The organism is Streptomyces sp. NBC_00569, from assembly GCF_036345255.1.
GTDB lineage: Bacteria > Actinomycetota > Actinomycetes > Streptomycetales > Streptomycetaceae > Streptomyces.
Genome location: NZ_CP107783.1, coordinates 4,402,062 through 4,414,485, shown reverse-complemented (window position 1 = coordinate 4,414,485; position 12,424 = coordinate 4,402,062). Strand labels below are relative to the sequence as shown.

The following is a 12,424-nucleotide window of genomic DNA, read 5'->3' as shown; positions in this document are numbered from 1 at the left end:
CTACAGAGCGGTCGTCCCCCCGGTACTGCCCGCGGCACTGTTGCCGCTCATGGTTCTTTAGGTGCGGCTTATTTGTCCAGCCGCATTCCGTATGCGTTGTGGAAGTGCAACAACGGTGATCAAGCTGGGACGCCCGGATTGGAACCGGGGCGGTCCCATCCGCGAAGATGGGGGCATGACCGCCCAGATTCTCGATGGCAAGGCCACCGCAGCCACGATCAAGTCCGATCTGTCCGCCCGCGTGGCGGCCCTGAGGGAGAAGGGCGTCACGCCCGGCCTCGGCACCGTCCTGGTCGGTGAGGACCCGGGCAGCCAGAAGTACGTCGCGGGCAAGCACCGCGACTGCGCCCAGGTCGGGATCGCCTCCATTCAGCGCCACCTGCCGGCCACCGCCACGCAGGAGGAGATCGAGGCGGTCGTCCGCGAGCTCAACGAGGACCCCGCCTGCACCGGCTACATCGTCCAGCTCCCGCTGCCCAAGGGCATCGACGAGAACCGCATCCTGGAGCTGATGGACCCGGCCAAGGACGCGGACGGCCTGCACCCGATGAACCTCGGCCGCCTCGTCCTGAACGAGCCGGCGCCGCTGCCCTGCACCCCCTTCGGCATCATCACGCTGCTGCGCGAGCACGGCGTGCAGATCAACGGCGCGGAGGTCGTGGTCGTCGGCCGCGGCGTCACCATCGGCCGTCCGATGCCGCTGCTGCTCACCCGCAAGTCCGAGAACGCGACCGTCACCCAGTGCCACACCGGCACCCGTGACCTGGCCGCCCACCTCAAGCGCGCCGACATCGTCGTCGCCGCCGCGGGCGTCCCGCATCTGATCAAGCCCGAGGACATCAAGCCGGGCGCCGCCGTGCTCGACGTCGGCGTCTCGCGCGACGAGAACGGCAAGATCGTCGGCGATGTCCACCCGGGCGTCACCGAGGTCGCCGGGTGGATCTCCCCGAACCCGGGCGGCGTCGGCCCCATGACCCGTGCCCAGCTCCTCGTGAACGTGGTCGAGGCGGCCGAAAGGAACGCGAACGGTGTCGGCTGACGCCGGCACCGGCACCCCGGAAGGTGCCGAGGGTGTGGTGTCGGCCCCGGACCCCGAGGGGAAGCCGCGGCGCGTCTCGCGCCGGTTCCCGCTCTTCACCAGGGACACGGCGCGCCCCGAGGGCGGCGGCCGCGCGGCGCCGGGCGATGCCCCGGCCCCGGCGCGGCAGTGGCCGATCCTCGCGGTGATATCGCTGGTGGGCGTCGGACTGCTGCTCACCGCGTTCGACGTGTTCCGCGTCGGGACGCTGCTGATCGGCGTCGCCCTGATCGGCGGTGCGGTGCTGCGCTGGACGCTCCCGTCCGTGGGCATGCTCGCGGTGCGCTCCCGTTTCACCGACATGGTGACGTACGGGTTCCTGGGCGTCGTCATCGTGCTGCTCGCGCTGATGGTGCAGCCGAGCCCCTGGCTGGTCATCCCGTTCCTGAACGACACGCTGCACTTCACGATCAGCTGAGACCCGCGGCGCACGCACAGAGGCGGCGCCCGTCCTCTCCCCCGAGGGAGGACGGGCGCCGCCGGTCTTTGGGGTCCGGGTCGTCCACGTGGGCCTCGCCCTCGCCGTGGAGATCTCCTCGCCGTGGTCATCAGAGTCATGGACGCGTCAGGTGTCCTTCAAGGTTGAGCGGGCCGCTGTGGCACGGAAGTGACCATTCCGCCACGGTGTGCGAGGACGGCAACGATCGGTCCGCCGGACGCTTCCCGTAATGCTCCATTCCTCCTGTGCCGAAGTGTGTTGATGTATCGACAAGTTCGCGGATTTACCATCGGTTGCCTCAACAGCGGGGTTAACGTGGGTAATCGGGACGGTCCGGGGCGACCCAGGCGCTGAGCTGGGGCGTTCGGGGTTCCACGCGGGGGCGGGGGACCCCGGTGGGACACTGGACCGCGGGCCTCCGGTTGTGCAACGGTGCACGCCGGTGGGCCGAACGCCGTCGAATGCCCCCGTGCGCCCCCGCCCCCGGAACTGACATCCTGGCTTCGCGCATCCCACTGGGTAGCCAGAGTGGGCCGGCGGGTCCGACGCCGGCCGTGGTCGGCGCGAGGGGTGCGGCGCGGCGTGGGGGATCAGGGCACGTACGGGGGGAATAGGGGGAAGTAATGCCTCGTTGGAGGGCGCTACCGGATGAACTCGACCCGCAGGTCAGGGAGTTCGCAAGCCAGCTCCGCAGGCTCGTCGACCGCAGCGGACTGAGCATCGCCGCGGTCGCGGACCGCACCGGGTACAGCAAGACGTCCTGGGAGCGGTATCTGAACGGCCGGCTGCTCGCGCCCAAGCGCGCGATCGTGACTTTGGCCGAGGTGACGGGCACCAATCCGGTCCATCTGACCACCATGTGGGAGCTCGCGGAGCGCGCCTGGAGCCGCTCCGAGATGCGTCACGACATGACGATGGAGGCGATACGGATCTCCCAGGCGCGCGCGGCGCTCGGGGAGTTCGGGCCCACGGCCACGAAGAGCGGCAAGAACGGCGGCGTGGGCGGCGGCGGGGCGGCCAGGCCGTCCGGCGGCGGCGCGACCGGCGTCGCGGGGCCCGCGGGCGTCGCACCGACCGTGCCGCCACAGGGTCGGGCCCCGCTGGAGGACTCGCTGCCGTACGGGAGCGAGAGGGAGCAGGGGTTCCGTCCGGGCGAGCGCGCCGGGGGAGGCGTTCCGTACGCGGACGGGGCGGGGGCCTATGCGGGCGGAGGCGGCCCCGGACCGGCCGGGCAGCCGGGGACCGGCGGCGGTTCGCCGGACCGGCAGCGGCGCAAGCGCCGGCTGACGATGTTCCTCGCGGGTGTCGTGGGCGCGCTCGTCGTCATCGCCGCGGCCGTGTACCTCACGGGCGCGGGCAAGGGCGAGAAAGACGACGGCGCGAAGCCGCAGGCGACGCCGACCAGCAGCGCCCCCGAACTGCCCGCGGGAGTTCGGTGCAGCGGCAAGGACTGCACCGGCAAGGACCCCGAGGCGATGGGCTGCGGAGGCGAGTTCGCGCGGACCACGGACTCCGTGCTCGTCGGCCAGGCCAAGATCGAGGTCCGCTACAGCAAGACGTGCGGGGCCGCGTGGGCGCGCATCACGCAGGCCGCGCCGGGTGACGAGGTCCGGATCCAGCAGGCCGGCGCGACCGGTGTGCAGAAGGGCATCGTCAACGCGGACCTCGACGCGTACACCCCGATGGTGGCCGTCACGAAGGCGAGCGAGGCGAAGGCCTGCGCGACGCTGAAGGCCGGCCAGAAGGGCTGCACGCAGTAACGGCGGAGGCGTCGCGAAATTCGATGCGGCATGGGGGGCATGCCTGCCCCGGTCCGGGGCAGGCGGAGCAGTACCCCCACGGGAGTCGTCACCAAGTGGCACCCCCCACAGGCGGCCGTCTGCCCACCTCTCCCGAGCAGGCGGCCGTCTGCCGCTGTGTCACCTCTCGCGTCACGACGCCTCTCCCGTCGCGTCGCCGCCCGTTGCGGGGAGTGGGTGGTCTGTGGGGCGGGCCACATGCACCCGGAGGTGCGGGGGGTCCGGGGCGCGATAGCCTGACGGCGGATCTCTTGATGCCGAGAGATCGATCAAAAAAAGCCCTGCTGTCATACGGAGAACGCCATGACCCGCACTCCCGTGAACGTCACCGTCACCGGCGCAGCCGGCCAGATCGGCTACGCACTGCTCTTCCGCATCGCCTCCGGCCAGCTGCTCGGCGCGGACGTGCCGGTCAACCTGCGCCTCCTGGAGATCACCCCGGCGCTCAAGGCCGCCGAGGGCACCGCCATGGAGCTCGACGACTGCGCCTTCCCGCTGCTGCAGAACATCGAGATCTCGGACGACCCGAACGTCGCGTTCGACGGCGCCAACGTCGCCCTCCTCGTCGGCGCCCGCCCCCGCACCAAGGGCATGGAGCGCGGCGACCTGCTCTCCGCCAACGGCGGCATCTTCAAGCCGCAGGGCAAGGCGATCAACGACAACGCCGCGGACGACATCAAGGTCCTCGTCGTCGGCAACCCGGCCAACACGAACGCGCTCATCGCGCAGGCCGCCGCCCCGGACGTACCGGCCGACCGCTTCACGGCCATGACGCGCCTGGACCACAACCGCGCGCTCACCCAGCTCGCGAAGAAGACCGGTACGGCGGTCGCGGACATCAAGCGCCTCACCATCTGGGGCAACCACTCCGCCACCCAGTACCCGGACATCTTCCAGGCGTCCGTCGCGGGCAAGCCGGCCATCGAGGCCATCGGCGGCGACGAGCAGTGGCTGGCCGACGACTTCATCCCGACCGTCGCCAAGCGCGGCGCCGCGATCATCGAGGCCCGTGGCGCGTCCTCGGCCGCCTCGGCCGCGAACGCCGCGATCGACCACGTCCACACGTGGGTCAACGGCACCGCCGAGGGCGACTGGACCTCCATGGGTATCCCGTCGGACGGCTCCTACGGCGTCCCGGAGGGCCTGATCTCCTCCTTCCCCGTCACCACCAAGGACGGCAAGTACGAGATCGTCCAGGGCCTGGACATCAACGAGTTCTCCCGCGCCCGCATCGACGCGTCGGTGAAGGAGCTCGAGGAGGAGCGCGCCGCGGTCCGCGAGCTCGGCCTCATCTGATCCACGCGTCCCGCAGGTACCCGTAGTCACCTGCACGCGGCCCTACCCGCACCCCCGTCCGTCCGGTCGATCCGGAGGGGCGGGGGTGCGGCGTTTGTCCGGGCATGTGCGTGCTGGGTGTGTATGTGCCCAGACTTCTTGTGCCCGGCGTGCCTGTACGGGGCATGTTTGTACAGGGCATGTACCACGAGTAGTCGCGCCGGTCGTGACTTTTCGGACTTATTGGCCATGTATGCGGTGACGCGGACCACTTTCGGCCACGGGTTGTGCATGCTTTCCGATCCCCAGGGCAGGGGCTTCCGACGTCGCAGGCTCTTCGTGAAAAGGGAGTCTCGCGATGTTCAGGGGGACTGTTCGGGAACGGAAGGCAAAACGGGACGTGTCTGAAAACCAGAGCATTTTCGTGGACGGAGAGTGGCGCAGCGCCGCCTCCGGGGCCACGCGCGAGATCCTCGACCCGGCGGATGCCCAGCCGTTCGCGCTGATCGCCGAGGGTGGCACGCAGGACGCGGACGCCGCGGTCGCCGCCGCCCGCCGTGCCTTCGACGAAGGAACGTGGCCCGCGACCCCTGTCGCCGAGCGCGCCGCTCTGCTGCGCCGCGTCGCCGATCTCCTCGTACGCGACCGGGAGAAGATCGGTCTGCTGGAGAGCCGCGACGCGGGCAAGACCGTCGAGGAGGGGCGCGTCGACGTCGACTGTGTCGCCGACGCCTTCCGGTACTTCGCCGATCTGGTCGTCGGAGAGGGCGGCGGACGCGTCGTCGACGCCGGGTCCGACGAGATCCACAGTGTCGTCGTGCACGAGCCCGTCGGTGTCTGCTCCCTGATCACGCCGTGGAACTACCCGCTCCTCCAGGCCAGTTGGAAGGTCGCCCCGGCCCTCGCCGCCGGAAACACCTTCGTCATCAAGCCGAGCGAGATCACGCCGCTGACCACCGTGGTCCTCATCGAGCTCCTGGCGGAGGCCGGTCTTCCCGCGGGCGTCGCCAACATCGTGACCGGACCCGGCCACACCGTGGGCGCCCGGCTCGCCGAGCATCCGGACGTCGACCTCGTCTCCTTCACCGGCGGCCTGATCAGCGGCACGAAGGTCGCGCAGGCCGCGGCCGCCGACGTGAAGAAGATCGCCCTCGAACTGGGCGGCAAGAACCCGAACGTCGTCTTCGCCGACTCCTGCGACACCGAAGAGGGCTTCGACACCGCCGTCGACCAGGCGCTGAACGCCGCCTTCATCCACAGCGGACAGGTCTGCTCCGCCGGATCCCGGCTTATCGTCGAGGAGTCCGTGCGCGAGCGCTTCGTCGCCGAACTCGCCCGCCGCGCCGAGAGGATCAGGCTCGGCCGCGGTACCGAGGACGGCGTCGAGTGCGGCCCCCTCGTCTCCGCGCAGCAGCGCGACAAGACCGAGTCGTACGTGGCGTCGGCCCTCGCCGAAGGCGCCGTGCTGCGCAGCGGCGGCAAACGGCCCGAGCCCAGCGAAGTACGCCCCGCCGACGGGTACTTCTACGAGCCGACCGTCCTCGACCAGTGCCACCGCGAGATGCGCGTCGTCCGCGAGGAGGTCTTCGGGCCCGTCCTGACGGTCGAGACGTTCCGCACCGAGGACGAGGCCGTCGCGCTCGCCAACGACACCGAGTACGGGCTCGCCGGCGCCGTCTGGACCGCCGACGCGGGCCGCGCGCGGCGCGTCGCCGGACGGCTTCGCCACGGCACTGTCTGGATCAACGACTTCCACCCCTATCTTCCGCAGGCGGAGTGGGGCGGCTTCGGCAAGAGCGGCATCGGCCGCGAACTGGGCCCGGCCGGGCTCGCCGAGTACCGCGAGACCAAGCACGTCTACCAGAACCTGGCGCCGAAGCCCGTGCGCTGGTTCGCGGGCTGATCACCCACCCTTCGCACCGGGCTGACCACCCGTTTCTTTCGCGCTGGGCCGGCCGATCGCACTTCGCACTGCCCATTACGCGCAGAACCTTGGAGTTGACGCATGCCTGAGAAGTCCGTGAACACCTACGACTACGTCGTCGTCGGCGGCGGCACCGCCGGATCCGTCATAGCGTCCCGGCTGACCCAGAACCCCGACGTCACCGTCGCCGTCATCGAGGGCGGCCCGAGCGACATCGACCGCGACGACGTCCTGACCCTGCGCCGCTGGCTCGGCCTCCTCGGGGGCGACCTCGACTACGGCTACACCACCACCGAGCAGCCGCGCGGCAACTCGCACATCCTGCACAGCCGCGCCAAGGTGCTCGGCGGCTGCTCGTCGCACAACACGCTCATCTCGTTCAAGCCGCTGCCCGGCGACTGGGACGAGTGGGCCGCGGCCGGTGCCGAGGGCTGGGACCACAAGGCGATGGACCCGTACTTCGGCAAGCTGCGCAACAACATCGTGGCGGTCGACGAGAAGGACCGGAACGCGATCGCCCGCGACTTCGTCGACGCCGCGCAGAGTGCCACGGGCGTGCCGCGCGTGGACGGCTTCAACAAGGCGCCGTTCAAGGACGGCGTCGGCTTCTTCGACCTCGCGTACCACCCGGAGAACAACAAGCGCTCCAGCGCCTCCGTCGCCTATCTGCACCCGCACATGGAGGCCGGTGACCGGCCCAACCTGACGCTCCTCCTCGAGACCTGGGCGTACCGGCTGGAGATGGACGGCACGCGGGCGCGGGGCGTCCACGTGCGGACGAAGGACGGCGAGGAACTGCTCGTCGAGGCGCGGCACGAGGTCGTCGTGTGCGCCGGCGCCGTCGACACGCCGCGGCTGCTCATGCACTCCGGCATCGGGCCGAAGGCCGACCTGGAGAAGCTCGGCATCCCGGTCCTGCACGATCTGCCGGGCGTCGGCGAGAACCTGCTCGACCACCCTGAGTCCGTGATCGTGTGGGAGACGAACGGGCCGATCCCCGACAACTCCGCGATGGACAGCGACGCGGGCCTCTTCGTGCAGCGTGATCCGGAGGCGAGCGGGCCGGACCTGATGTTCCACTTCTACCAAATCCCGTTCACCGACAACCCGGAGCGCCTCGGCTATGTCAGGCCGGAGCACGGGGTGTCGATGACGCCGAACATCCCCAAGCCGCGCAGCCGCGGCCGCCTCTACCTGACCAGCGCGGACCCGGAGGAGAAGCCCGCCCTCGACTTCCGTTACTTCACGGACGAGGACGACTACGACGGCCGCACGCTGGTCGACGGCATCAAGATCGCGCGGGAGATCGCGAAGACCGAGCCGCTCGCCGGCTGGCTCAAGCGGGAGGTGTGCCCCGGGCCCGACGTCGTGGACGACGAGGAGCTCGGCGAGTACGCGCGCAAGGTCGCGCACACCGTCTACCACCCCGCCGGGACCTGTCGTATGGGCGCGAAGAATGATGAACTCGCCGTTGTGGACCCGGAGTTGAGGATCCGGGGTCTTGAGGCGATCCGCATTGCCGACGCGTCCGTCTTCCCGACGATGCCGGCGGTGAACCCGATGATCGGGGTGCTCATGGTCGGGGAGAAGTGTGCCGAGTTGCTGGGTGGTGATGCGTGATGAGTACGAACACGATGGCGAACGCTGAGGTGACGGACGCGCAGGCGGGATCGCCGGTGTTCTCCGTGAACAACCTGTGGAAGGTCTTCGGACCGAAGGCCGACCGGGTGCCGGGTGACGCGGAGCTGGCCGCCCTGAGCGCCGCCGAGCTGCGCGCCCGCACCGGGTGCACCGCCGCGGTCCGCGACGTCAGCTTCGACGTGCGCAAGGGCGAGGTCTTCGTCGTCATGGGCCTCTCCGGCTCCGGCAAGTCCACCCTCGTACGCTGCCTGACCCGGCTCATCGAGCCGACCTCCGGCGGCATATCCATCGACGGCGAGGACGTCCTCGGCATGGACAAGGGGCGCCTGCGCGAACTGCGCCGGCACCGCGCCGCGATGGTCTTCCAGCACTTCGGGCTCCTTCCGCATCGCACCGTGCTCGACAACGTCGCGTACGGCCTGGAGATCCAGGGCGTGGGCCGCGCCGAGCGGCGGGCCAAGGCGGCGGAGGTCGTCGCGAAGGTCGGCCTCGACGGCCTTGAGCAGCGGCGACCCGGGCAGCTGTCCGGCGGTCAGCAGCAGCGTGTCGGGCTCGCGCGCGCCCTCGCGGTCGATCCCGAAGTGCTGCTGTTCGACGAGCCGTTCAGCGCCCTCGACCCGCTGATCCGCCGTGACATGCAGGAGGAGGTCATCCGGCTCCACCGCGAGGAGGGCCGGACCATGGTCTTCATCACGCACGACCTCAGCGAGGCGCTGCGGCTCGGCGACCGGATCGCGCTGATGCGCGACGGCCGGATCGTGCAGCTGGGTACGCCCGAGGAGATCGTGGGCTCGCCCGCCGACGACTACGTACGCGAGTTCGTCCGGGACGTGCCGCGCGAGCAGGTCATGACGGTGCGCCGCGCGATGCGGCCCGCCGACGCCGACGAAAAGGGCCGCGGACCGGCCGTCGCGCCCGGCGCGACCGTGTCGGAGGCGATCGAGGCGGTCGCCAGGACCGGGTTCGCGGTGCGGGTCATGGACGAGGGTCGCTGCCTGGGCGTCGTGGACCATGCGCGGCTGCTGGGTGTGGTGGCGGGGACGGACGTGTCCTCGGGGGAGGGGTTCTCCGGAGGGGCGGACGTGGCCGGGGCTGACGCTTCCGGTTCGGGTTCCGGGTCGGCCGGGGCTGACGCTTCCGGTTCGGCCGGGGCCGAGGCTTCGGGTTCCGGTTCGGCTGTGGCAGGCGCCGAAGCCGACGCCGGCGCCGAAGCGCCCGCGCCCGTCACGCCGCCGGGCGAGGAGGTCGCCTGATGGCTGCCGCCAGTACCGCCACCGCCCCCGCGGCGGACACCCCGCGCTTCGGCGCGCTCCTGCGCAACCGGGTCCTCGGCAAGCTCCTGTTGCTCGCCGTCGTCGCGGCCGTACTCGTACCGATCGTGAACGCCAAGTGGGCGAGCGGCAGCTGGCCGCACGCGCTCACCGTCGATCTGACCGGACCGCTGGGCAAGACCAGTGACTGGATCATCGACAACCGGGACAGCCACCCGCTGTTCCTCTACTTCTTCGGCCACATCAGCAACGCCGTCGTCGTGAGCGTGCGCGGCGTCTACCTGGTGCTCCTCGCCGCCGGCTGGGCCGGCGTCACTGCCGCGGCCGGGCTCATCGCCTGGCGGGTCGCGGGCCTGAAGCTCGCGGCGTCCGCCGTCGTCGCGATCCTCGTGTGCGGCTGGTTCGGCATGTGGGTGCCGACCATGCAGACCCTCGCGCTGATGATCGTCGCGGTCCTCGCCTCGGTCGTGCTCGGCATGCTCCTGGGACTCGCGGCCGGACTCTCCGACCGCACGTACCGGGCGCTGCGGCCCGTCCTCGACACGATGCAGGTCTTTCCCGCATACGCGTATCTGCTGCCGGTCGTCCTGGTGTTCGGCATCGGCGTCCCCGCCGCCGTCCTCGCGACCGTCGTCTACGCGGCCCCGCCGATGGCCCGTCTGACGGCGCTCGGCCTGCGCGGCGCCGACGGCGGTGTGATGGAGGCCGTCGCCTCGCTCGGCGCGACCGCGCGTCAGCGGCTCCTGACGGCCCGCCTCCCGCTCGCCCGCAAGCAACTGCTCCTCGGGCTCAACCAGACGATCATGATGGCGCTCTCGATGGCCGTCATCGCGTCGGTGATCGGCGCGGGCGGCCTCGGCGACCGCGTGTACCAGGCGCTGGCCTCCGTGGACGTCGGCGCGGCCCTCGCCGCCGGCATCCCGATCGTGCTGCTCGCCGTGATCCTGGACCGTACGACGGCCGCGGCGGGGGAGCGGCTCGGCGCCGCCGAGCCCGACGGCCGCCGCCTGCACGGCGCGTACGGCTGGGGCGTCGCCGCGGTTCTCACGGTGGCCGTCGCCCTCGTGGCCCGTCTCGCGGACCGGATCGACTGGCCCGAGGCCTGGACCGTGAACATCGCGGACCCGGTCAACAACGCCGTCGACTGGATGACCGACCACCTCTACTCCGGTGTCCCCTACATCGGCGGAACCGCCGACTGGGCCGGGCACTTCACCACCTGGATCCTCGACCCGCTGCGCGACGGGCTGCAGTGGCTGCCCTGGTGGTCCGTGCTCCTCATCGTCGCCGCGCTGGCCTGGCTGATCGGCACCTGGCGCACTGCCCTGACGGCCGTGCTCGCCATGGCCGCGATCGGTGTCCTCGGTGTGTGGAAGCCGTCGCTCGACACGCTGTCGCAGGTGCTCGCGGCTGTCGCCGTGACGCTCGTCGTCGGCTTCGCGATCGGGATCGCGGCGGCCCGCAGCGGGCGGATCGAACGCCTGCTCAGGCCGGTGCTCGACGTCTTCCAGACGATGCCGCAGTTCGTGTATCTGATCCCCGTGGTCGCGCTGTTCGGCGTCGGCCGTGCCCCCGCGGTCGCCGCCGCCGTCGTCTACGCGCTGCCGGCCGTCATCCGCATCACCACGCAGGGACTCCGCCAGGTCGATGCCGCCGCCATGGAGTCGGCCCGGTCGATGGGCGCGACGAGCGGGCAGCAACTGCGCCAGGTCCAGTTGCCGCTGGCCCGGCCCGCGCTGCTCCTGGCCGTGAACCAGGGCGTCGTCCTCGTTCTCGCCGTCGTGATCATCGGCGGTCTGGTGGGCGGTGGCGCGCTCGGCTACGAGGTCGTGTTCGGTCTCGCCCAGGGCGACCTGGCGACCGGGCTCGTCGGCGGCGCGGCGATCGTGTGCCTCGGTCTCATGCTCGACCGGGTCACCCAGCCGACCGAACGCCGCGCGAAGAAGGGAGCGTGATCGCGATGCGAGCACTTCGATCTTTCCGCCCGGTGCGGGCACGCAGGACGACCATGGGGCTCGCGGCCGCGGGCACCCTGTTGGTGGCGACCGGCTGCGGTGCCGCCGACATGACCAAGCAGTCCTCCCCGTACGCCAACGCGCAGGGCGCGAAGACGGTGACCCTGTCCGTGCAGTCCTGGGTCGGCGCGCAGTCCAACATCGCCGTGGCCGAGTACCTGCTCAAGCACGAGCTCGGCTACCGAGTCGACACCGTCCAGGTCGACGAGGTCCCCGCGTGGGACGCGCTCAGCCAGGGTCGCGTCGACGCGATCATGGAGGACTGGGGCCACCCCGACCAGGAGCAGCGGTACGTCAAGGACAAGAAGACGATCGTGAACGGCGGCGACCTCGGCGTCACCGGACACATCGGCTGGTTCGTCCCCACGTACTTCGCCAAGCAGCACCCGGACGTCACCGACTGGAAGAACCTCAACAAGTACGCGTCCCAGCTCCGGACCGCGGAGAGCGGCGGCAAGGGCCAGCTCCTCGACGGCTCCCCGTCGTACGTCACCAACGACAAGGCGCTGGTCAACAACCTGAAGCTGAAGTACCAGGTCGTGTTCTCCGGTTCCGAGGCGGCTCAGATCACCCAGATCAAGCAGTTCGCCAAGGCCAAGAAGCCGTTCCTGACGTACTGGTACCAGCCGCAGTGGCTGTTCAAGAAGGTGCCGATGACGGAGGTGAAGCTGCCGGCCTACAAGGACGGCTGTGACGCCGATCCGAAGAAGGTGGCCTGCGCCTATCCGAAGACGCCGCTCCAGAAGTACCTCAACGCGGACTTCTCGAAGAAGGGCGGCAAGGCGGCGGCCTTCCTGAAGAACTTCAAGTGGACCACCGAGGACCAGAACGAGGTCTCCCTGCTCATCGCCGACCAGAAGCTGTCGCCGGACGAGGCGGCGAAGAAGTGGATCGACGAGCACGAGTCGACGTGGCGGTCCTGGCTGCCGAAGTAGCCGTACGCCTCCTCCTCGCGCGCGTGCCGGGTGCCTTTCCTGACGGG

Annotated in this window: 9 protein-coding genes; all 9 read left to right on the top strand. The window is 70.5% G+C overall.

Annotation, left to right across the window (positions count from 1 at the left end; genetic code table 11):
- Positions 1 to 175 precede the first annotated feature (175 nt).
- The 9 genes from OHO83_RS19745 (at position 176) to OHO83_RS19705 (ending at position 12,377) form a co-directional block, all read left to right on the top strand.
- Positions 176 to 1,039: a bifunctional methylenetetrahydrofolate dehydrogenase/methenyltetrahydrofolate cyclohydrolase gene (locus tag OHO83_RS19745; protein ID WP_266673485.1), complete on the top strand. Its 864-nt coding sequence runs from the start codon at positions 176 to 178 to the stop codon at positions 1,037 to 1,039.
- Positions 1,029 to 1,496 carry a DUF3017 domain-containing protein gene (locus tag OHO83_RS19740; protein WP_389562951.1) on the top strand — a complete coding sequence of 156 codons (468 nt, stop codon included), beginning with the start codon at positions 1,029 to 1,031 and terminating at the stop codon, positions 1,494 to 1,496. The genes OHO83_RS19745 and OHO83_RS19740 overlap by 11 nt, the downstream gene beginning before the upstream one ends.
- 644 nt (positions 1,497 to 2,140) lie before the next feature.
- On the top strand, positions 2,141 to 3,277 hold the full coding sequence (locus OHO83_RS19735) for an XRE family transcriptional regulator (RefSeq protein ID WP_330279677.1): 1,137 nt from the start codon (positions 2,141 to 2,143) through the stop codon (positions 3,275 to 3,277).
- 342 nt (positions 3,278 to 3,619) lie between these two features.
- On the top strand, positions 3,620 to 4,612 hold the full coding sequence (locus OHO83_RS19730; RefSeq protein ID WP_330279676.1) for a malate dehydrogenase: 993 nt from the start codon (positions 3,620 to 3,622) through the stop codon (positions 4,610 to 4,612).
- 379 nt (positions 4,613 to 4,991) lie between these two features.
- On the top strand, positions 4,992 to 6,494 hold the full coding sequence (locus tag OHO83_RS19725; RefSeq protein WP_389562954.1) for an aldehyde dehydrogenase family protein: 1,503 nt from the start codon (positions 4,992 to 4,994) through the stop codon (positions 6,492 to 6,494).
- Between the two features lie 102 nt (positions 6,495 to 6,596).
- Complete coding sequence (locus OHO83_RS19720) at positions 6,597 to 8,135, top strand: GMC family oxidoreductase (RefSeq protein ID WP_266673488.1); 1,539 nt, start codon at positions 6,597 to 6,599, stop codon at positions 8,133 to 8,135.
- A gap of 14 nt (positions 8,136 to 8,149) precedes the next feature.
- Positions 8,150 to 9,409 (top strand): quaternary amine ABC transporter ATP-binding protein, encoded by a 1,260-nt coding sequence (locus tag OHO83_RS19715; protein WP_389563099.1) that lies wholly within the window; start codon positions 8,150 to 8,152, stop codon positions 9,407 to 9,409.
- Positions 9,409 to 11,382 carry an ABC transporter permease gene (locus OHO83_RS19710; protein ID WP_330279673.1) on the top strand — a complete coding sequence of 658 codons (1,974 nt, stop codon included), beginning with the start codon at positions 9,409 to 9,411 and terminating at the stop codon, positions 11,380 to 11,382. The genes OHO83_RS19715 and OHO83_RS19710 overlap by 1 nt, the downstream gene beginning before the upstream one ends.
- Positions 11,383 to 11,435: 53 nt before the next feature.
- A complete protein-coding gene (locus OHO83_RS19705; protein WP_266676567.1) occupies positions 11,436 to 12,377 on the top strand; it encodes an ABC transporter substrate-binding protein in 942 nt (313 codons plus the stop codon).
- The last annotated feature ends 47 nt before the right edge of the window (positions 12,378 to 12,424 follow it).

Bases quoted from the DNA above. Each gene is read 5' to 3' on its own strand.
- OHO83_RS19720 (WP_266673488.1), top strand. From the start codon at position 6,597: ATGCCTGAGAAGTCCGTGAACACCTACGACTACGTCGTCGTCGGCGGC.
- OHO83_RS19735 (WP_330279677.1), top strand. From the start codon at position 2,141: ATGCCTCGTTGGAGGGCGCTACCGGATGAACTCGACCCGCAGGTCAGG.
- OHO83_RS19705 (WP_266676567.1), top strand. From the start codon at position 11,436: ATGGGGCTCGCGGCCGCGGGCACCCTGTTGGTGGCGACCGGCTGCGGT.
- OHO83_RS19730 (WP_330279676.1), top strand. From the start codon at position 3,620: ATGACCCGCACTCCCGTGAACGTCACCGTCACCGGCGCAGCCGGCCAG.
- OHO83_RS19715 (WP_389563099.1), top strand. From the start codon at position 8,150: ATGGCGAACGCTGAGGTGACGGACGCGCAGGCGGGATCGCCGGTGTTC.
- OHO83_RS19710 (WP_330279673.1), top strand. From the start codon at position 9,409: ATGGCTGCCGCCAGTACCGCCACCGCCCCCGCGGCGGACACCCCGCGC.
- OHO83_RS19745 (WP_266673485.1), top strand. From the start codon at position 176: ATGACCGCCCAGATTCTCGATGGCAAGGCCACCGCAGCCACGATCAAG.